Origin of the sequence: Pseudomonas sp. NUPR-001 (genome assembly GCF_052147955.1) — a bacterium.
In the GTDB taxonomy this organism is placed as follows: domain Bacteria; phylum Pseudomonadota; class Gammaproteobacteria; order Pseudomonadales; family Pseudomonadaceae; genus Aquipseudomonas.
The window spans coordinates 5,984,848-6,004,065 of sequence record NZ_CP197353.1; the positions used below are offsets into that span (position 1 = coordinate 5,984,848).

The 19,218-nt window shown below is 59.7% G+C and carries 16 protein-coding genes; 10 read left to right on the top strand and 6 right to left on the bottom strand.

Annotation, left to right across the window (positions count from 1 at the left end):
- The first annotated feature begins 67 nt into the window (after nucleotides 1-67).
- Complete coding sequence (locus tag ACP6KB_RS27560) at nucleotides 68-1,111, top strand: histone deacetylase family protein (RefSeq protein ID WP_442110945.1); 1,044 nt, start codon at nucleotides 68-70, stop codon at nucleotides 1,109-1,111.
- 150 nt (nucleotides 1,112-1,261) lie between these two features.
- Here the strand turns inward: ACP6KB_RS27560 and pdxR are convergent, their stop codons facing one another.
- Entirely contained in the window at nucleotides 1,262-2,788 is a 1,527-nt protein-coding gene (gene pdxR / locus ACP6KB_RS27565) for a MocR-like pyridoxine biosynthesis transcription factor PdxR (RefSeq protein ID WP_442110947.1), read from the bottom strand.
- A gap of 90 nt (nucleotides 2,789-2,878) precedes the next feature.
- Between pdxR and ACP6KB_RS27570 the strand changes: the two genes are divergently transcribed.
- From ACP6KB_RS27570 to ACP6KB_RS27580, 3 genes are read left to right on the top strand one after another with little or no spacing between them, the layout of a single operon-like run.
- Nucleotides 2,879-3,508, top strand: a complete 630-nt coding sequence (locus tag ACP6KB_RS27570) for an FMN-binding negative transcriptional regulator (RefSeq protein WP_442110948.1) — start codon at nucleotides 2,879-2,881, stop codon at nucleotides 3,506-3,508.
- Nucleotides 3,509-3,520: 12 nt separating this feature from the next.
- Nucleotides 3,521-3,967 (top strand): GNAT family N-acetyltransferase, encoded by a 447-nt coding sequence (locus ACP6KB_RS27575; protein ID WP_442110950.1) that lies wholly within the window; start codon nucleotides 3,521-3,523, stop codon nucleotides 3,965-3,967.
- Between the two features lie 16 nt (nucleotides 3,968-3,983).
- Nucleotides 3,984-4,655, top strand: a complete 672-nt coding sequence (locus ACP6KB_RS27580; RefSeq protein ID WP_442110952.1) for a GNAT family N-acetyltransferase — start codon at nucleotides 3,984-3,986, stop codon at nucleotides 4,653-4,655.
- A gap of 166 nt (nucleotides 4,656-4,821) precedes the next feature.
- Here the strand turns inward: ACP6KB_RS27580 and oadA are convergent, their stop codons facing one another.
- Both oadA and ACP6KB_RS27590 read right to left on the bottom strand, forming a co-directional pair.
- Nucleotides 4,822-6,630, bottom strand: coding sequence for a sodium-extruding oxaloacetate decarboxylase subunit alpha (oadA, locus tag ACP6KB_RS27585; protein WP_442110954.1), 1,809 nt, complete (start codon nucleotides 6,628-6,630; stop codon nucleotides 4,822-4,824).
- A gap of 11 nt (nucleotides 6,631-6,641) precedes the next feature.
- Complete coding sequence (locus tag ACP6KB_RS27590) at nucleotides 6,642-8,057, bottom strand: acetyl-CoA carboxylase biotin carboxylase subunit (protein WP_133213701.1); 1,416 nt, start codon at nucleotides 8,055-8,057, stop codon at nucleotides 6,642-6,644.
- A 188-nt stretch (nucleotides 8,058-8,245) separates the two neighbouring features.
- Here ACP6KB_RS27590 and ACP6KB_RS27595 point away from each other — a divergent pair, with 188 nt between their 5' ends.
- The gene (locus tag ACP6KB_RS27595; RefSeq protein ID WP_442110957.1) at nucleotides 8,246-9,208 is read left to right on the top strand and encodes a LysR family transcriptional regulator; all 963 of its coding nucleotides are present in this window, start codon (nucleotides 8,246-8,248) and stop codon (nucleotides 9,206-9,208) included.
- Here the strand turns inward: ACP6KB_RS27595 and ACP6KB_RS27600 are convergent.
- On the bottom strand, nucleotides 9,150-9,368 hold the full coding sequence (locus ACP6KB_RS27600) for a PA3496 family putative envelope integrity protein (RefSeq protein WP_442110959.1): 219 nt from the start codon (nucleotides 9,366-9,368) through the stop codon (nucleotides 9,150-9,152). The two genes, ACP6KB_RS27595 and ACP6KB_RS27600, sit on opposite strands and share 59 nt — an antisense overlap.
- A gap of 170 nt (nucleotides 9,369-9,538) precedes the next feature.
- The gene (gene hexR, locus ACP6KB_RS27605) at nucleotides 9,539-10,405 is read right to left on the bottom strand and encodes a transcriptional regulator HexR (RefSeq protein ID WP_442110961.1); all 867 of its coding nucleotides are present in this window, start codon (nucleotides 10,403-10,405) and stop codon (nucleotides 9,539-9,541) included.
- 104 nt (nucleotides 10,406-10,509) lie between these two features.
- Here hexR and zwf point away from each other — a divergent pair, with 104 nt between their 5' ends.
- From zwf to ACP6KB_RS27620, 3 genes are all read left to right on the top strand, one after another.
- Entirely contained in the window at nucleotides 10,510-11,952 is a 1,443-nt protein-coding gene (gene zwf, locus ACP6KB_RS27610; RefSeq protein WP_442110963.1) for a glucose-6-phosphate dehydrogenase, read from the top strand.
- Nucleotides 11,953-12,037: 85 nt separating this feature from the next.
- On the top strand, nucleotides 12,038-12,361 hold the full coding sequence (locus ACP6KB_RS27615) for a hypothetical protein (protein WP_442110965.1): 324 nt from the start codon (nucleotides 12,038-12,040) through the stop codon (nucleotides 12,359-12,361).
- A 134-nt stretch (nucleotides 12,362-12,495) separates the two neighbouring features.
- A complete protein-coding gene (locus ACP6KB_RS27620) occupies nucleotides 12,496-12,828 on the top strand; it encodes a hypothetical protein (protein ID WP_442110967.1) in 333 nt (110 codons plus the stop codon).
- A 37-nt stretch (nucleotides 12,829-12,865) separates the two neighbouring features.
- Here ACP6KB_RS27620 and ACP6KB_RS27625 read toward each other — a convergent pair whose 3' ends face one another.
- Nucleotides 12,866-15,745, bottom strand: coding sequence for a putative bifunctional diguanylate cyclase/phosphodiesterase (locus ACP6KB_RS27625; protein ID WP_442110968.1), 2,880 nt, complete (start codon nucleotides 15,743-15,745; stop codon nucleotides 12,866-12,868).
- Nucleotides 15,746-15,969: 224 nt separating this feature from the next.
- On the opposite strand from ACP6KB_RS27625, the gene uvrD reads away from it, so the two are divergent.
- Both uvrD and ACP6KB_RS27635 read left to right on the top strand, forming a co-directional pair.
- Entirely contained in the window at nucleotides 15,970-18,153 is a 2,184-nt protein-coding gene (uvrD, locus tag ACP6KB_RS27630; protein WP_442110970.1) for a DNA helicase II, read from the top strand.
- 158 nt (nucleotides 18,154-18,311) lie between these two features.
- The gene (locus ACP6KB_RS27635; protein WP_442110972.1) at nucleotides 18,312-19,169 is read left to right on the top strand and encodes a TIM44-like domain-containing protein; all 858 of its coding nucleotides are present in this window, start codon (nucleotides 18,312-18,314) and stop codon (nucleotides 19,167-19,169) included.
- Nucleotides 19,170-19,218: the final 49 nt, after the last annotated feature.

The window sequence follows — 19,218 nt, forward strand, 5'->3', positions numbered from 1 at the left end:
CGCCGTTCTGAACCCAGGCCGATCCATCAACAATGGACCCCTGCCTGTGACTGTGGAAAACAAAAAAATGCTGACCATTTACTCTGATGACCATCGCCTGCACCACGGCCGCTGCGAGCTGATCGACGGGCAATTGATGCCGTGCTTCGAAATGCCTTCGCGCGCGGATCATGTACTGGAGCGGGTAAAAACGCGCGAACTGGGCCCGGTTCAAGGCCCGGTAGACTTTGGCCGTGCGCCCCTCCTACGCGTGCACAGCGCCGACTACCTGAACTTTTTCGAAGGCGCCTGGCAGCGTTGGGCCAGCCTCGGCCACGACGGTGACCTGCTGCCCTACACCTGGCCGGCACGCACGTTGCGTGGCGTTAAGCCAACTCACCTGCACGGCGAACTGGGTTATTACAGCTTCGATGCCGGCGCGCCCATCACGGCGGGCACATGGCAGGCCGCATACAGTGCCGCGCAAGTAGCACTCACCGCTCAGGCTGCCGTGCAAGCCGGTGCCCACAGCGCCTTTGCACTGTGCCGCCCACCAGGACACCACGCCGCCAGCGATGTCATGGGCGGTTACTGCTACCTGAACAACGCGGCGATTGCCGCTCAGGCGTTTATCGACCAAGGCCGCCGCAAAGTCGCCATCCTTGATGTGGACTACCACCACGGCAACGGCACCCAGGAGATTTTCTACCAGCGCAACGATGTGTTCTTCGCCTCGATTCACGGCGATCCACAAGCCGAGTTTCCGTTTTTCCTCGGTTATGCCGACGAACAGGGTGAAGGTGAAGGCCTGGGTTACAACGTCAACTATCCGCTGCCGGCAGGCAGTGACTGGCAGACGTGGGGTAACGCATTGGATCAAGCCTGCGAGCGCATTGCTGACTTTGGGGCGGAGATAATAGTGGTCTCGCTCGGGGTGGATACTTTCAAAGACGATCCGATCTCGCAGTTCAAACTGGACAGCCCCGACTACCTGAAAATGGGCGAACGCATCGCTCGCCTGGGTAAACCGACGCTGTTCGTGATGGAAGGTGGCTACGCGGTCGAGGAAATCGGCATCAACGCGGTCAACGTGCTGGAAGGCTTCCAGAACGCTCAGCCAACAGCCCGGTAATCTGGCGCCTGGGTGATACGTCACCCAATCGATAATGGGGGCGTATCACCATTCAGCAGTGAAACTGCTTATTGATACGCCGCCATCTTGTCCTTTTGCCAGGATGGACAAGAGCAATGCCGGTCATGCCCGGCAAAACATTGAACGCCATTACCTCCATACTTTGGATAATGCCTCCAGTGCGCTTATCACTGAACCTTCAGGCACTGAGGCAAAGCCCATGACCAAACCTGCCCGCGGCGCCAACTGCCCTTGTAGGTCCGGCATCGAAAAGTCACTCAGCGGGGTGATTTCCACCCCCACCTGCGCGGCCTGTGCAATCAACTGCCGCTCCCGCTCAATACTCTCGACTTCTACCGTGACATGCAGCCCGGCGTCGATATCCGGCAGCGGTTTGATACCGTCTTTACCGGCTGGCCAAGCGCTTATCAACGCGTTGCGCCGGGCCAGTGCCGCACGGCGCATGCGCCGGATATGACGCTGAAAGTGACCCTGAGCCATGAACTGCGCCATGACCCGTTGGGTGCCAATTTCCGAGTGCCTTACCGCCAATGCCCGACCTTGGGAAAATGCCTCGACCAGGCCTGGCGGCAGCACAAGATAGCCCAGCCTCAGGGCTGGAAAGGCAATCTTGCCGAAGGTTCCGACGTACAACACCCGACCATTGCCATCCAGCGCTGCAAGCGGTGCCAAGGGGGCACCGTTGTAGCGATATTCGCCGTCATAGTCGTCTTCGATGATCCAACCATCGTTGCGCTGAGCCCAGTCCAGCAAGGCCAGGCGCCGCGCAAGCGACATGGTCACGCCAAGTGGATACTGATGAGCTGGCGTTACATAGGCAAGACGGCACGTCGCAAGGGCCTGCAACGCAGAGCAATCGAATCCCTCCTGGTCCACAGCCACTCCCACAACCCGTGCCCCCGTCAGGGTAAAACTGTGGGCGGCGGCTCTGTAGCCAGGGTTTTCCACAGCAGCGATCTCGCCTGGCTGCAACAGCAGCTGTGCACAAAGGCTGATCGCTTGCTGCGCACCACTGGTGATCACAATTTGCTCAGCCCTGCAGGAAAGCCCGCGAGATCGACGAAGATAGGCAGCAATCAACTCACGAAGTTGCGGCTCACCCGCAGGGTCTCCGTAGCCCAGAGCCGCAAGTTCCGGATTACGCCAAAAACCCGCCTGCAGCTTGGCCCAGACCTCGAAAGGAAACAGATCGAGCGCCGGCAAACCGACACGAAATGCACGCGGCGACCCGCTTTTCGGGGCGGGTAAATGATTGCTTTGCAGGCGACTCAACGGGCCTTTGTGGATAACTTTACTGGACAAATCAACAGTATCAGAAGCCATTTTTGTGGATAAGGCTGTGGAAAAACCCCGGGATAACCCTGTGGATACTTTTGTGGATAGTTTTGGCAGCTGACTGACATAGGTCCCGTCACCGACCCGGCTTTCGATAAAGCCCTCGGCGTACAACTGGTCATAGGCACGCACCACACTGTTACGTGACAGCGACAAAGCACTGGCCATTTCGCGCGTGGCCGGCAAGCGCGTGCCGCTACTCAATCGACCATCCAGAACGCGCATGCGTAATGCCTGATAGAGCTGACGGCTGAGCCCCTGGCGCCGATCAAGGACGATACCCGCAGGGTCGAATTGCAGCGTGAGAGGATGCTCGCTCATGACAATGGACCTATCAAATTAGCTTTAAATGGCTCTTACCATAGACCAATAGCCTGCCTAGGATTGAGCCATTCGCCAAGGACAATCCCTATGTTCACACCGTCGCACTACAAGGAAACCGACCTCAGCCAACTGCATCAGCAGATTGAGCAGACGCGCCTGGCCGTTCTGGTAACCCAGGGTGAACAAGGCCTGCAGGCTAGCCACCTGCCGCTGTTGCTGGACCGCAGCGAAGGCAGCAACGGCACCCTGTACGGTCACTTTGCCCGCGCCAATCGGCAATGGCAGGAGCTGGCCAACGGCGCCGAAGCGCTGGTGATATTTGCCGGGCCCGATGCCTATGTCAGTGCCGGCTATTACCCCAGCAAGGCACAGAACCCGCGCACTGTACCAACCTGGAACTACCTGGCCGTGCATGCCTGGGGCAAAGCCGAGGTGTACCACGATGCCGAGCGCCTGCTGGACATTGTCCGACGCCTGAGCGACCACCACGAACAAGGCCAGGCCAAGCCGTGGTCGGTGGACGAAGCACCCGCCGATTACATGGCCGGGATGCTCAAGGCCATCGTCGGCTTCGCGCTGCCCATTGAGCGCCTGCAAGGCACCCGCAAGCTCAGCCAGAACCGTTCCCCCCTCGACATCGAGGGTGTCCGCACCGGCCTGGCCAACAGCCCTGATCCACTGGATAACCAACTGAGCGCATTGATGCGCCAACCTTGAAGGAACCGCCCCATGACTGCCGTCACTATCCGCCCGGTTACCGCCAACGACCATAGCGCCTGGCTGCCCCTGTGGCAGGCTTATCTACGCTTCTACGAAACCCGTCTTGCCGATGAGGTGACCACTGTCGCCTGGCAGCGCATGCTCGACCCGGCGGAGCCGACCAATGCCGCTCTGGCCTGGGTCGATGGCAAGGCGGTGGGCATGGTTCACTGGATCTATCATCGCTCCAACTGGAGCATCGAGAATTCCTGCTACCTGCAGGACCTCTATGTACAGAGCGAACTGCGTGGCCTTGGTGTCGGTCGCCAGTTGATCGAATACGTCTACGCTACGGCGAAGGAAGCTGGCTGCGCCAAGGTTCACTGGTTGACCCATGAAACCAACGCCACGGCCATCAGCCTCTATGAGCAAGTCGCTGAGCGGCCTGGCTTCATCCAGTTCCGCAAACCGTTGTAAGTCCAGGAGCCCTCATATGAGTACAACGTTGCACTGGCATCCGGCAAAACGCCCGCAACCTACCCCATTGGTTGGCCGCTTCATCCGCCTGGAGAAGCTCGACCCGCGGCGTGACCGCGAGGACCTGTGGCAAGTGTTCCAAGGCCCCGATGCCGACCCGAAACTCTGGGACTACCTGGCCTATGGCCCCTTCACCGAACGCGAAGACTTCGACCATTGGCTCGACAGCAATGCAGCCAGTAGCGATCCGTTGTTTTACAGCGTCATCGACAGTGCCAGCGGCCAGACCCAAGGCATCCTCAGCCTGATGTCGATCGTGCCTGACCAGGGCCGTATCGAAATCGGCCACATCGCCTTTGGCGCCGCCATGCAGCGCACACCCCGCGGCACCGAAGCGGTGTACCTGTTGGGCAAGCTGGCCTTCGAGCTGGGCAACCGGCGTCTGGAATGGAAGTGCAACAACGACAACGCCCGCTCGAAAAGGGCGGCTGAGCGCTTCGGTTTCCACTTTGAAGGGGTGTTTCGCAAACATATGGTCATCAAAGACCGCAACCGCGACACGGCGTGGTTCTCTATTACCGATGACGAGTGGCCGGCCATTGCGCTGGGGTTTGAGCGTTGGTTGTCGGCAAAGAATCAACAACCGCAAGGCCAAGTGCATTCACTAGAGGCATGCCGAGGCCTTTGAACCCGGTAGGAGCGGGCTTGCCCCGCGATGCGGTCAGACAGACAAACTGCAATCGCGGGACAAGCCCGCTCCTACAGGTGGTGCAAGACAATTGATCCCACCGCAAAAAAAAAAGGGGAGCATACGCCCCCCAGAGGTTAACCGCTTGTAGATGAGGGCTTGAGAATCAGCCCTCGATCTCGATCAGGATTTCACCCGGGTTGACCCGGTCGCCCTTGGCCACGTGAATGGCGGTGACCTTACCGGCGATGTCCGCCTGAACTTCGGTCTCCATCTTCATGGCTTCGGTAATCAGCACCGCCTGGCCGGCCTTGACCACGTCACCTTCCTTGACCAGCACATCGACGATGTTGCCCGGCATGGTGGTGCTGACATGGCCCGGTGCACTGGCCTGCTTGCGCTTGCTGCTGCCACCGCCGACGAATTCGTTGAGCGGCTCGAACACCACTTCTTCCGGCATGCCATCAATCGACAGGTAGAAGTGACGCTTGCCTTCAGCCTTGACGCCAACACCGGTGATGTCGACGCGGTAGGTTTCACCGTGTACGTCGATGACGAACTCGGTCGGTACGCCTTCACCGCTGGCCGAGGCCACGGCACCGGCTTCCGGAATCGGCAGTAGCACTTCAGGGGTCAGGGTTCCGGCTTCGCGCTCTTCAAGGAACTTGCGCCCGATGTCCGGGAACATGGCGAAGGTCAGCACGTCTTCTTCAGACCGGGCCAGGCTGCCGATGTCGTTACGCAGCTTGGTCATTTCCGGCTTGAGCAGGTCGGCCGGGCGCACGTCGATCACTTCTTCGCTGCCGATGGCCTGGCGGCGCAGGTTCTCGTTGACCACGCCCGGCGCCTTGCCATAACCACCTTGCAGGTACAGCTTCACCTCGTTGGTGATGGTTTTGTAGCGCTCACCGGCCAGCACGTTGAAGAACGCCTGGGTGCCGACGATTTGCGAAGTCGGGGTGACCAGTGGCGGGAAGCCGAGGTCTTCACGCACCCGTGGGATTTCCGCCAGCACTTCGTTCATGCGATTGAGTGCGCCCTGCTCTTTGAGCTGGTTGGCCAGGTTGGAAATCATGCCGCCCGGTACCTGGTTGACTTGCACACGGGTATCGACGGAGGTGAATTCGCTTTCGAACTGGTGGTACTTCTTGCGTACGGCGTAGAAGTACAGGCCGATTTCCTGCAGCAGCTCCAGGTCCAGGCCGGTGTCGAACTCACTGCCCTTGAGCGCCGCAACCATCGATTCGGTACCTGGATGGCTGGTACCCCAGGCAAAGCTGGAGATCGCGGTATCGATGTGGTCGGCACCGTTCTCGACCGCCTTGAGCTGGCACATGGCAGCCAGACCGGCAGTGTCGTGGGAGTGGATGAACACCGGCAGCGATTGCTCGGCTTTCAGTGCCTTGACCAGTTCACCTGTGGCGAACGGCGTCAACAGGCCGGCCATGTCTTTGATCGCCACCGAGTCGCAACCCATGGCTTCCATCTGCTTGGCCTGGGCCACAAACGCATCGATGGTGTGCACGGGGCTAGTGGTGTAAGCGATGGTGCCCTGGGCGTGTTTGCCGGCAGCTTTGACCGCTTCGATCGCCACGCGCAGGTTACGCACGTCGTTCATCGCATCGAAGATACGGAACACGTCGATACCGTTGACCGCAGCCTTGGCCACGAAGGCTTTGACCACGTCGTCGCTGTAGTGGCGGTAGCCGAGCAGGTTCTGCCCGCGCAGCAGCATTTGCAGACGGGTGTTAGGCAGTGCCGCACGCAGTTTGCGCAGACGCTCCCACGGGTCTTCCTTGAGGAAGCGCACACAGGCGTCGAAGGTCGCACCACCCCAGACTTCCAGCGACCAGTAGCCGACCTTGTCGAGCTTGTCGCAGATCGGCAGCATGTCTTCGGTACGCATGCGGGTGGCCAGCAGGGACTGGTGAGCGTCGCGCAGGATTGTGTCGGTTACAAAGATTTTCTTGGACATTATGGGATTCCTCACAGGCCTGCGTGGGCGGCAATGGCGGCAGCGATGGCCAGGGCCAGCTCTTCGGGTTTGCGCTTGATCGAGTAGTTGGTCAGTTCCGGATGGCTTTCAACGAAGCTGGTATTGAACTGACCGCTGCGGAATTCCGGATTGCGCAGGATTTCCTGGTAGTAGGCGGCGGTGGTTTTCACCCCTTGTACGCGCATGTCGTCCAGGGCCCGCAGACCACGGTCCATGGCTTCTTCCCAGGTCAGCGCCCAGACCACCAGTTTCAGGCACATGGAGTCATAGAACGGTGGAATGGTGTAGCCGGTGTAGATCGCCGTGTCGGTACGCACGCCAGGGCCGCCGGGTGCGTAGTAACGGGTGATCTTGCCGAAACTTGGCAGGAAGTTGTTTTTCGGGTCTTCAGCATTGATCCGGAACTGCAGGGCGAAACCGCGGTGCTGGATGTCTTCTTGCTTGACCGACAGTGGCAGGCCCGAGGCAATGCGGATCTGCTCACGAACAATGTCGATACCGGTGATTTCTTCGGTGATGGTGTGTTCCACCTGCACCCGGGTGTTCATTTCCATGAAGTACACCTCGCCATCGGCGAGCAGGAACTCCACGGTACCGGCGTTCTCGTAACCCACAGCCTTGGCTGCGCGCACCGACAGGTCACCGATGTAGGCGCGCTGTTCGGGGGTCAGTTGCGGGCTTGGGGCGATCTCAATCAGCTTCTGGTTGCGGCGCTGGATCGAGCAGTCACGCTCGAACAGGTGCACCACGTTGCCGAAGCTGTCACCGAGGATCTGCGCCTCGATGTGTTTCGGGTTGACGATGCATTTTTCCAGGAAGACTTCCGCCGAACCAAAGGCTTTGGTGGCCTCGGAAATCACTCGTGGGAAAGCTTGTTCCAGCTCATCACGGCTGTTGCAGCGACGAATACCGCGGCCGCCACCACCGGAGGTGGCCTTGAGCATGACCGGGTAACCGATGCGGTCACCTTCCTCAAGCGCCTCATGAATGTCGGCAACGTTGCCTTCAGTGCCCGGGGTGACCGGTACACCGGCTTTGATCATGCTGCGACGGGCTTCAGTCTTGTCACCCATGCGGCGAATGACTTCGGCGGCAGGGCCGATAAACTTGATGCCACGCTCAGCGCAGATGTCGGCAAGTTCAGCGTTCTCCGACAGAAAACCATAACCCGGGTGCAGCGCATCACAACCGGTTTCCACTGCCAGGTTCACCAGCTTGCGCGGGTTCAGGTAGCCGGCCAGGGGCTCGGCACCAATGCTGTGGGCCTCATCCGCACGTTTCACGTGCAAGGCGTGGCGGTCGGCGTCGGAGTAGATCGCCACGGAGCGAATGCCCATCTCGGCGCAGGCACGCACGATCCGAACAGCAATTTCACCACGGTTGGCGATCAGGATCTTTTTTATCACTGGAGTATTCCCAAGGCCGCTAGAACAAACGAGTCGGCAAAGCCGGTCGGCGCGTGACCAATCGTCGCTGGCCAGTCGCATCTTTACCCTAGCGCTGTCTCTTGATAAACAAAAATCAATATTTATTAGGGTGTGCATTAGCAAAAGCTTATAGTGCTGTTACAAGGTTTTGCCGAGATAAGAAAAAAATGCGTAAGTCATTGATGCGTATGACATTGCGTCAATTGCAGATCTTCAATGAGGTCTGTGATTTGCGTTCCTACAGCCGGGCGGCCGAGGAGATGAACCTGACGCAACCCGCCGTTAGTCTACAGATCCGCCAGCTTGAAGAATTGGTGGGCCAACCGCTGTTTGAATACGTCGGCAAAAAACTCTACCTGACCGAAGCTGCCGAAGCCCTTCAGCGTGCCAGCCGCGACATCTTCGGCCGCCTGGAAAGCCTCGACATGCAGCTTTCCGACATGCAGGGCTCGCTGCAAGGGCAGCTGAAGCTGGCGGTCGAGTCGAGCGCCAAATACTTCGTTCCACACCTGTTCGCCGCCTTCAAACGCCTGCACCCAGAGGTCAATCTTACCCTCACGGTGGTCAACCGGGCCCAGGCTATCCGTCGTCTTTCCGACAATCGCGACGACCTGATCATCATGTCCATGGTGCCTCAGGACATGGGCCTGGAATTTCTGCCCTTCCTCAACAACCCGATTGTAGCCGTGGCACCGCCCAATCATCCGCTGTGCAAGCTGGAGACGCTGCGCCTTCAGGACTTGGAACCGCATACCCTGCTGGTTCGCGAGCAAGGCTCGGGAACGCGTAAAGCGTGCGAGGAGTACTTCAAGGACAAGCGTGTGCACTTTACCCAGACGCTTGAGGTGGCCTCCGCCGATGCCCAGCGCGAGTGCGTGATTGCCGGGCTGGGCATTGCCCTGCTCACCCGCCACGCCCTGAACCTGGAACTGGCCACGGGCGTGTTGCGCGAGTTACCGGTCGAAGAACTTCCGCTGTACCGCAGTTGGTGCGTGGTGCAGTCCAAGGCCAAGCGGCAATCGCCGGTGGCCTTGGCCTTTCTTGCATTCATCCGCAGCGAACGTACGCAAATTAGCGCACTTGTTGAGCGTTTTTCGGGGAGCTTGCCGCCGATACCTGCCACACACTGATGGCCTGCAAATCGGGGTAATCGGCAATTTCCTGCAATAAGCGGCGTTGCTCGGAGTAGCTTTCGATCGCGCGTCGGAACTCCATGCGACGCTGATCCTTCTCCTGCTGCTTACGGGATTTGACGGTGGGTTGATACGAGCCATCGAATTCACGAGCCATTGCCTATCTCCCTGATCGAGTGCGGGAGTTTCAGCCTGACTACGTGGCGTTACGGTTTGGCGGCGCGCCAATGACAAATCAATGAAACGATTGTTGTAGGAGCGGGCTTGCCCCGCGATAGCGATCTTTCAGACACGTCGCATCGCGGGGCAAGCCCGCTCCTACGGAGGTCAGTCGTCCATCGCTTTGATTGATTTGGGCGACAGTCGCAGGCTGCGCAAGCTGCGCTTGACGCTCTTGAGGTGGTTGACCAGGCTTGGACCACGGGCCATCGCCACCCCCATCGCCAGCACATCGATCACCACCAGGTGGGCAATACGCGAGGTCAGCGGCGTGTAGATTTCCGTGTCTTCATGCACGTCGATGGCCAGGTTGACGCTCGACAGCTCGGCCAGTGGGGTCTGGCTCGGGCACAGGGTGATCAACGTGGCACCGCTCTCACGCACCAGGTTGGCGGTGATCAGCAGGTCTTTGGAGCGCCCTGACTGGGAAATGCAGATCGCCACATCGCCTGGCTTGAGGGTCACGGCCGACATCGCCTGCATGTGCGGGTCAGAGTACGCCGCCGCCGTGAGCAGCAAGCGGAAAAACTTGTGCTGCGCATCCGCAGCCACCGCGCCGGAAGCACCAAAGCCATAGAATTCGACGCGCTGAGCCTGAGCCATGGCCGACACCGCACGCTGCAAGGCCTGAGGGTCAAGATGCTCACGCACCTCCATCAGGGTATGCAATGTTGTATCGAAGATTTTCAGGCTGTAGTCGGCGACGGAGTCGTCTTCATGGATGGCGAACTGGCCGAAGCTGGCACCGGCCGCCAGGCTCTGGGCCAGCTTCAGCTTGAGGTCCTGGAACCCTGAACATCCGATGGCTCGGCAAAAGCGCACGATGGTCGGCTCGCTGATACCAACGCTGTGGGCAAGATCGGCCATGGAGCTGTGCATGACGGCTGCGGGATCCAGCAGCACGTGATCGGCAACTTTCAGTTCCGATTTGCGTAACAGATGGCGCGACTGGGCGATGTGTTGCAACAGATTCAAGGGCAGGACTCGGTTATGATCGACTGACCGGGTTGTAGCTTTCTTGTAGTTATACTACATGACCGGCGACCCGCCCAGCTAAACCAACTAGGAGAGTGGTGGTATTGACTATCCCCTGCGACATTATGGTGTTCGGCGGCACCGGTGATCTGGCCTTGCATAAACTGCTTCCGGCGCTCTACCACCTGTATCGCGAGGGTCGTCTGCACATTGCCGTGCGGATCATTGCGCTGGCCCGGCGCAACCTGCCACGCAGCGAATATCTCAAGCTCGCTGAACGCCGTTGCCGCGCCCAGATTGCCCGCAACGACTTCGACGAAGACGTCTGGGCGCGCTTCTCTGCCCGCTTGGACTACTTCTCCATGGATGCCGCGCAAAGCGCCGACTTCGGGCGCCTGGCACGCTATCTCGGGGAAGCCGGTGGTTTGACACGGGTGTACTACCTGGCGACCGCGCCGAACCTCTTCGTGCCGATCGCCAACCACCTGAAAGTGGCCGGTCTGGCTGACAGCGAAGCGCGTATCGTCCTGGAAAAGCCGATTGGCCATTCGCTGGACTCTGCCACTGCAATCAACCAGGCGATCGGTGCGGTATTCGACGAGTCGCAGGTGTTTCGCATCGATCACTACCTCGGCAAGGAGACCGTGCAGAACCTCATGGCCCTGCGCTTTGCCAATGCCCTGCTGGAGCCGGTGTGGCGTAACAGTCAGGTCGAGCACGTGCAAATCAGCGTTTGCGAAACCCTGGGCGTGGAAAACCGTGGTGCCTACTACGATCGTGCAGGTGCTACCCGCGACATGCTGCAGAACCACTTGCTGCAACTGCTCTGCCTGGTCGCCATGGAGCCACCCGCGCAGTTCGAGGCCGAAGCGGTGCGCGATGAAAAGGTAAAAATCCTCAAGGCGCTCAAACCCATTTGCGGCCAGGATGTGCAGGACAAAACTGTGCGCGGGCAATACAGCGCGGGCAAGATCGGCGGCCAGGAAGTTCCTGCGTACTACTTCGAGAAAGATGTCGACAACGACAGCGATACTGAAACCTTCGTCGCCGTAGAAGCACACATCGACAACTGGCGCTGGGCCGGCGTGCCGTTCTACCTGCGCACCGGCAAGCGTCTGGCCAAGCGCACGTCGCAAATCGTCATTCAGTTCAAGCCCGTTCCCCATCGCCTGTTCGACGGCGACCAGGCCAACCAGCTGCTGATTCAGCTACAGCCCGACGAGCGCATCAGCCTGCAGATGATGACCAAGTCCCCCGGCAAAGGCATGCGTCTGGAGCCGGTGGAACTGAACCTGAACCTTGCCCAAGTGTTTGGCCAGACGCGCCGCTGGGACGCTTACGAGCGCCTGTTGCTGGATGTCCTCGACGGCGACTCGACGCTGTTTATGCGCCGTGACGAGGTGGAAGCGGCGTGGGCCTGGATCGACCCGATCCTCACCGGCTGGCAAGAGTACTTTCAGGCGCCCAAGCCCTACCCTGCGGGCTCCAACGGGCCCGACCAGGCTCATAGCCTGCTGGGACGCCAAGGGAGCATGTGGCACGGCTGAAGGTTTTCCAACTCCACTGCCAACCTCGGTAACAACAAGATGGGGCTGCAACCTGTGTTGCGACCCACTATCGAGGAAACAAGACATGATGATCTCATCCAAGGACTGGCGTATTCACCATAATCTGATGCCAGGCGTCGATGGCAACAGCTTCAAGGTGCGCGGCACCGTCACTGTCGCCAATCCAGGCATCAAGGCGACACTGGAGAAGGCCAGAATTCAGGACAAATCCTTTGCCCTGAATCTGGAGCTCAAGCTTGAGCAGGAGTCAGGCCTCACCGTTCAGGTGATCACCGATCAAGAAGCCTGCTTCGAGATGCTCGGCGATCACAGCAATATCCCCTGGGTGAACATCTTTCATGAAGGCAAGCTGCTGACCACCGTCACAGAAGTCATCATTACCAAGTGACCCTGCACTGGCAGGCCTGCGCTCGCGTACGGTCTGCCAGCTCGCCAAGGGAGTATCCGCAACGGTTGAAGGCCGTTCAGCTCCACTGGTGAGCCTGCAACCTGTGTTGCGACACACAATTGAGGCATTACGTTATGACGATCGAGACCAAGGACTGGCGTTATCAAGTAGACCCGATATCAGGCAGCGACGATATGCGCGTCACGGTGCGTGGCACCGTTACTGTCGCCCACCCAGGCATTAAGCCGACACTGGTGAAAGGCAGGAAACTCAGAAGAGACGGTAGCGAACCTCTAGATCTCAAACTCGAGCAAGAGGCAGGCACGTTCATCCAAGTGAAGACCGATAAAGAGGTCTGTTTCGAAGTAATCGACATCCCAGGCAATCAACCCAAACTTGTTCATGTGAGAATACTCCATGAGCGTGCGGAAATTGCCACCCTCTTTGAAGTCGTCAAACCCGACTGATGTTTGCACTGGCAGGCCTGTGCCCGTACACGGCCTGCTACCCGCAGAAGCGGGTCATGCTGGATGCCAGCAGATTGCCGAAGGCAGTGGCATCCACCGGCTTGCTGATCAAGTAACCCTGCACTTCATCACACCCCTGCTCGCGCAGCAGTGCCAGTTGCTCCTGGGTTTCCACACCTTCGGCCACGACTTTCAGCTCCAGGCTCTTGGCCATGGCGATGATCGCCCGGGTAATCGCGGCATCTTCACTGCCTTCATGCAGGCCACGAACAAAGGCCTGATCGATTTTCACGTAGTCCACCGGGAAGCGCTTGAGGTAGCTGAGTGATGAATAGCCCGTACCAAAATCATCAATCGCCAGCTTGACCCCCAGTTCATGCAGTTGCTCAAAGGTGGTGATGATGTGCTCGACACTGTCGAGTAACTGGCTCTCGGTCAGTTCCAGTTCCAACAGGTGCGGCGCCAGGCCACTTTCCTCCAGCACCTGGCGCACCAGGCTGACCAGCTTGCCTTGACGCAGCTGATACACCGACAGGTTCACCGAAACACGGATCGGCGCCAGCCCTTGCCGCTGCCATTCACAGGCCTGCCAGCAGGCCTGGCGCAGGACAAATTCACCAATCGGTGCGATCAACCCGGTTTCTTCGGCCAGGCCAATGAACTCACCCGGCGGCACCATGCCCCACTCCGGATGCTGCCAGCGCACCAACGCTTCAGCGGCCAACAACTGACCATGGCGCAGGCACAACTTGGGCTGGTAATACACCAGCAACTGGCGCTCTTCGATGGCTTTGCGTAAATGATTTTCCAGTTGCAGGCGCTCGAGCGTGCTTGCCCGCAGGCTCTCGGTATAAAACTGGAAGCTGTCACCGCCCAAGTGCTTGGCGTGTTGCTTGGCCATATCGGCCTGGCTGACCAAGGCATTGAGATCGAACGTGGCATCGGACAACACACTGATGCCCACCGAGGCACTGATCACCACTTCATGGCCACCCAGGCGCTGCGGCACGCGCAGTTTGTCGAGCAGGCGTGTGGTCACCCGTACCAGGCTGGAGAGGTTGTTGTAACCGTCGAACAGCACGGCAAACTCGTCACCGGACAGGCGCGCGACAGTGTCAGCTTCAGGCAGCGCGCTGGCGATACGCTGGGCCATTTTCTTGAGCAACTCATCCGCCAGTTCATGGCCCAGGCTTTCATTGAGTAGCTTGAAGCGGTCTAGATCGATGTGCAGCAATGCCAGGCTGCGGCCATTAAGCCGTACTCGCTGCCCGGCCTCATGCAGGCGCAGGCGAAACAGTGCACGGTTGGCCAGCCCGGTGAGTTCGTCATAATGTGCCAGGTAGCGTAAACGCTCTTCCGACTCCCGACGTGCCGACAAGTCGGTGAAAAAGCCGACGATATTGCTGATGTTGCCTCGCGCATCCCGTACACCATTGAGCTGTAGCCATTGCGGGTACAGCTCTCCATTCTTGCGCGCTTCAACCAGTTCGCCCTGCCAGCGCCCCTGCTGGTCCAGTGCCTGGTCAATGGCCATGCTGTGCCGCCGGGCATCCCGGCTGCAAGGCAGCTCCAGGGCATCACGCCCCAGTAATTCTTCGCGGCAGTAACCGGTGACTTCGCAGTACGCCTGATTGACGGCCAGCAGTTCGAAGTCCGGGCTGAGAATGGCAATGCCCTCGCTGGCGGCTTCGAACACGGTCGCTGCCAACCGTTGCTGTTCTTCATAGGCCTTCTGGGCAGAAACATCGCGACGCGTACCGAGCATGCGCACTACCTTGCCGCTGGCATCGTGCTCCACGGCCCGCCCGCGGTCTTCGACCCAGCACCAGTGTCCCTGGTTGTGGCGCACACGGTACTCAACCCGATAATCCTCGCTGCGCCCTTTAAGGTGCTCGACCAGGGTGCGCCGCAACACCGGCAGATCATCCGGGTGCAACCGAGGCTTGAGGTCATTGCGCACGCTACGTACCTGGGTCTGCTCAAGGCCGAACAGGGTGTGCAGCTGGGTGTGGTGAATTTCATCCGTCTCCAGGTTCCAATCCCACATCCCCAGCTCACTGGCTTGCAGAGCCAACGCCAGGCGTTGCTCGCTTGCACTGAGGGCGTGATTGGCGTGGTCCAGCGCCCGCCCGCGCTCTTCGACCCGTGACTCAAGGCCGGCCTGGGCCTCTCGCAGCTGTTCTTCTATAAGTCGCCGCTGCTCAACTTCGCCGGCCAGCGCCTGGTTGAGGCGTTCGCTGCGCCGCTGTGCAGCCTGCAGGTGTTCGATCAGCGCCTGATTCTGAAAGCGTTTGAGCAAGCCTGCCTCGATCAGTCGGTTGACCTGCCATGCCACCACCAGCAAAGCGCCCAGCAGAATCAGCCCGAGCCAGCCCCACCCCTGTTGCTGCTCGTCGCCCGTCCAGAACAGAAAGGCGATAGGGGGTAGCAGGCACGGTAGGGTAAAACTGAGGAACGCAGGCAGGCTGACGGCATAGGCGATGCTGGCAGACAGGGTCGCCACCCCAAGCAAGCCGAATACCCACGCTTGCTGGGTGAAGTTGTCCACAGGGACCAAGGCAATCGCTGCACTGGCCAGGGTCAGGCCACTGAACGCCGAGCCTAATAGAAACATTCGCCACCAGGTCGGCTTGGCCTGGCGTTCGGGCATGGCCGAATCAAAAGCAGCAACCTGAATAACCCGCAGGGCCACCAGCGCCATCAACCACACCACCCAGACACTGACTTGCAGGTAGCGCGCCGGGCTCCACAGCAACCAGGCACAGACCAAACCGGTGAGCAGCATGAATAAGGTGGGCAGCAACGAGCCTTGATAGAGCAAGCGGGTACGCTCTACCGCCAGTTGCGTCGCGAATTGCTTACGGATACCCCCGCGCGTCTGCAATGGAACGCCAACGGAGCTCACACCAGTGGTCATAGGCAGTGTTCTTGTAATGGTTAGCCCTAAACGTGCACGGAGCATACACAAGCAAAGGCCTGCGCCAAACTGCTCTGGATCATTAATTCTGCTAGCGGATTTCCGACGAAAAGCGCTCAAGCGCGCAGGCCTTGGGCTGCGGCACGGTGACCGGGTGGTCGTGGGGCTTAACTTTTTCTACTGTATGTTTGCCCAAGGGTTGATTGCGCCCCTAAAATGGCCGGATGCGCGATGATCTCTCTCTCCTGTTGAACTCCCTCAACGACGCCCAACGCCAGGCCGTAGCGGCCCCCGTCGGTCGTCAGTTGGTCCTGGCTGGTGCTGGCTCCGGCAAAACCCGCGTGCTTGTGCACCGTATCGCCTGGTTGATCCAGGTCGAACAGGCCTCGCCGCACTCGATCCTGTCGGTGACCTTCACCAACAAGGCTGCCGCCGAAATGCGCCAGCGTATCGAGCAACTGATGGGCATCAACCCAGCGGGGATGTGGGTGGGTACCTTCCACGGCCTGGCTCACCGCCTGTTGCGTGCGCACTGGCAAGAAGCCGGGCTGAACCAGAATTTCCAGATTCTCGACAGCGATGACCAGCAACGCCTGGTCAAGCGGGTAATCCGCGAGCTAGGCCTCGATGAACAACGCTGGCCCGCGCGCCAGGCGCAATGGTTCATCAATGGGCAGAAAGACGAAGGACTGCGCCCGCAACATATCCAGGCCAGCGGTGACCTGTACCTGGGCACCATGCGCAGCATCTATGAAGCTTACGAGGCAGCCTGTCAGCGCGCCGGGGTCATCGACTTCTCCGAACTGCTGTTGCGCGCCCTGGACCTGTGGCGTGATCACCCGGGCCTGCTGGAACACTACCAACGGCGTTTCCGCCATGTACTGGTAGACGAATTCCAGGATACCAACGCCGTGCAGTACGCCTGGTTGCGCCTGCTGTGCAAAGGCGGCGACAGCCTGATGGTGGTCGGCGATGACGACCAGTCGATTTACGGCTGGCGCGGCGCCAAGATCGAGAACATCCACCAGTACAGCGCCGACTTCCCCGACGCCGAAATGATTCGTCTGGAGCAGAACTATCGCTCCACCGCCGGCATCCTCAAAGCGGCCAACGCCTTGATCGCCAACAACAGCGATCGCCTCGGCAAGGAGCTATGGACCGACGGCGGCGACGGTGAGCCGCTGAGCCTGTACGCCGCGTTCAACGAGCACGATGAAGCGCGCTACGTGGTGGAAACCATCGAAAGCGTGCTGAAAACCGGCCTGGCACGCAGCGACATTGCCATCCTGTACCGTTCCAACGCCCAATCGCGAGTGCTGGAAGAAGCCTTGCTGCGCGAACGCATTCCCTACCGCATCTATGGCGGCCAGCGCTTCTTCGAACGGGCAGAAATCAAAAATGCCATGGCCTACCTGCGCCTGCTTGAAGGTCGCGGTAATGACGCGGCGCTGGAGCGGGTCATCAACGTCCCTCCGCGTGGCATTGGCGAGAAAACCGTCGAAGCCATCCGCGATCACGCGCGACACGCCGAAGTGTCGATGTGGGAATCGATGAGCCTGCTGATCGCCAACAAGGCCCTCAAGGGCCGTGCCGCCAGCGCCCTGGCAGCGTTTATCGAGCTGATCGAAAACCTCGCCGCGAAAGTCATGGACATGCCTCTGCATCTGATGACCCAAACCGTCATCGAGCAGTCCGGGTTGATCATCTATCACCAGGAAGAAAAAGGTGAGAAGGGTCAGGCGCGGGTAGAAAACCTTGAGGAACTGGTCAGCGCCGCGCGCAACTTCGAATCCAGCGAAGAAGATGCCGAACTGTCTCCACTGGCCGCGTTCCTCGGCCATGCGTCACTGGAAGCCGGTGATGCCCAGGCCGACGAGCATGAAGACAGCATCCAGCTGATGACCCTGCACAGCGCCAAAGGCCTGGAATTCCCCCATGTGTTCCTGGTCGGCATGGAAGAAGGGCTGTTCCCGCACAAAATGAGCCTGGAAGAGCCGGGCCGCCTGGCGGAAGAGCGCAGGCTGGCCTACGTCGGCATCACTCGGGCGATGCAGCAGTTGGTGATGACCTACGCCGAAACCCGACGCCTGTATGGCAGTGAAACCTACAACAAGGTTTCACGATTCGTACGCGAGATTCCGGCGGGGCTGATTCAGGAAGTCCGCTTGTCCAACAGCGTCAGCCGTCCGTTCGGCTCTGGCCAGCAGCAAAACACCAGCAGCCTGTTTGCCAACGCAAACATTCCGCAAACCGCGTTCAACCTCGGCCAGCGTGTACAGCACGCGGTGTTTGGCGAAGGCGTGATCCTCAACTTCGAGGGCTCCGGTGCCCAGGCGCGGGTGCAGGTCAACTTTGCCGAAGGCAGCAAATGGCTGATGCTTGGCTATGCCAAGCTCGAAGCGCTGTAGACGGCGTCTGTAGGAGCGGGCTTGCCCCGCGATGTCATTTCATCGCGGGGCAAGCCCGCTCCTACAGATAAAGATGGAAACATCTTGGCGCTGGTCATGTGTCCTACAACCTGTGCAACATGACGCGCGTGCAATCCACAAAACGGGAATACCCTTCTATGCAACGTTTTCTCAGCATCGCCCTGGCGCTGTGCATCGGTCTGACGATGAGCCTCGACGCCAGTGCCGCTAAACGCATGGGCGGCGGCAAAAGCTCGGGCGCCGCGCCAATCCACCAGACTCGCCAGGCTACCCCCGCCACTCCGGCTGCCTCGCCAACCGCTCCAGGTCGCGCACCTGCAGCCGCCAGCGGCGCTTCGAAATGGCTCGGCCCTCTGGCCGGTATCGCCGCCGGTGGCCTGCTGGCCTCGATGTTCATGGGCGATGGCTTCGATGGCATGCAGATCTTCGACATCCTGATCATGGCGCTGATCGCCTTCCTGGTGTTCCGCTTCATCGCCGCCCGTCGCCGCAAGCAGCAGCCACAAATGGCCGCCGCCGGCCACGCGCCGTTCCAGCGTGAAGCACACCAGCCTGCTGCCCAGCCGTCGATCTTCGGTGGTTCCGCTGCACCTGCTGCTGCCGCTCGTCCGGTGATCAACGCTCCAGCCTGGTTCAACGAACAGAACTTCCTGGCCGCTGCCCGTAACCACTTCCAGACGCTGCAGCAGCACTGGGACGCCAACGAAATGGACAAGATCGCTGAATTCGTCACCCCGCAGATGCTGCAATTCCTCAAGCAGGAGCGTGCTGATCTGGGTGATGGCTTCCAGTCCACCTACATCGACAACCTGGACGTGCAACTTGAAGGCGTCGATGACCGCGCCGACAAGACCATCGCCACCCTGACCTTCAGCGGTGTATCGAAGACCTCGCGCTTCGACCAGGGCGAAGTGTTCAGCGAAAGCTGGAACATGGAACGCGCCCAGGGCGAAAACCAGCCTTGGCTGGTCGCCGGGATCCGCCAGAACGGCTGATCTTAAGGCATTGCACAAAAAACCCCGGGCTCGTCCCGGGGTTTTGCTT

What these genes read in the sequence shown, in the direction of transcription:
- uvrD (WP_442110970.1), top strand. Translation starts at nt 15,970, where the DNA reads ATGCGCGATGATCTCTCTCTCCTGTTGAACTCCCTCAACGACGCCCAA.
- ACP6KB_RS27560 (WP_442110945.1), top strand. Translation starts at nt 68, where the DNA reads ATGCTGACCATTTACTCTGATGACCATCGCCTGCACCACGGCCGCTGC.
- ACP6KB_RS27625 (WP_442110968.1), bottom strand. Translation starts at nt 15,745, where the DNA reads ATGACCACTGGTGTGAGCTCCGTTGGCGTTCCATTGCAGACGCGCGGG.
- ACP6KB_RS27595 (WP_442110957.1), top strand. Translation starts at nt 8,246, where the DNA reads ATGCGTAAGTCATTGATGCGTATGACATTGCGTCAATTGCAGATCTTC.
- ACP6KB_RS27600 (WP_442110959.1), bottom strand. Translation starts at nt 9,368, where the DNA reads ATGGCTCGTGAATTCGATGGCTCGTATCAACCCACCGTCAAATCCCGT.
- pdxR (WP_442110947.1), bottom strand. Translation starts at nt 2,788, where the DNA reads ATGAGCGAGCATCCTCTCACGCTGCAATTCGACCCTGCGGGTATCGTC.
- ACP6KB_RS27575 (WP_442110950.1), top strand. Translation starts at nt 3,521, where the DNA reads ATGACTGCCGTCACTATCCGCCCGGTTACCGCCAACGACCATAGCGCC.
- ACP6KB_RS27580 (WP_442110952.1), top strand. Translation starts at nt 3,984, where the DNA reads ATGAGTACAACGTTGCACTGGCATCCGGCAAAACGCCCGCAACCTACC.
- ACP6KB_RS27615 (WP_442110965.1), top strand. Translation starts at nt 12,038, where the DNA reads ATGATGATCTCATCCAAGGACTGGCGTATTCACCATAATCTGATGCCA.
- ACP6KB_RS27635 (WP_442110972.1), top strand. Translation starts at nt 18,312, where the DNA reads ATGCAACGTTTTCTCAGCATCGCCCTGGCGCTGTGCATCGGTCTGACG.
- ACP6KB_RS27620 (WP_442110967.1), top strand. Translation starts at nt 12,496, where the DNA reads ATGACGATCGAGACCAAGGACTGGCGTTATCAAGTAGACCCGATATCA.
- ACP6KB_RS27570 (WP_442110948.1), top strand. Translation starts at nt 2,879, where the DNA reads ATGTTCACACCGTCGCACTACAAGGAAACCGACCTCAGCCAACTGCAT.
- oadA (WP_442110954.1), bottom strand. Translation starts at nt 6,630, where the DNA reads ATGTCCAAGAAAATCTTTGTAACCGACACAATCCTGCGCGACGCTCAC.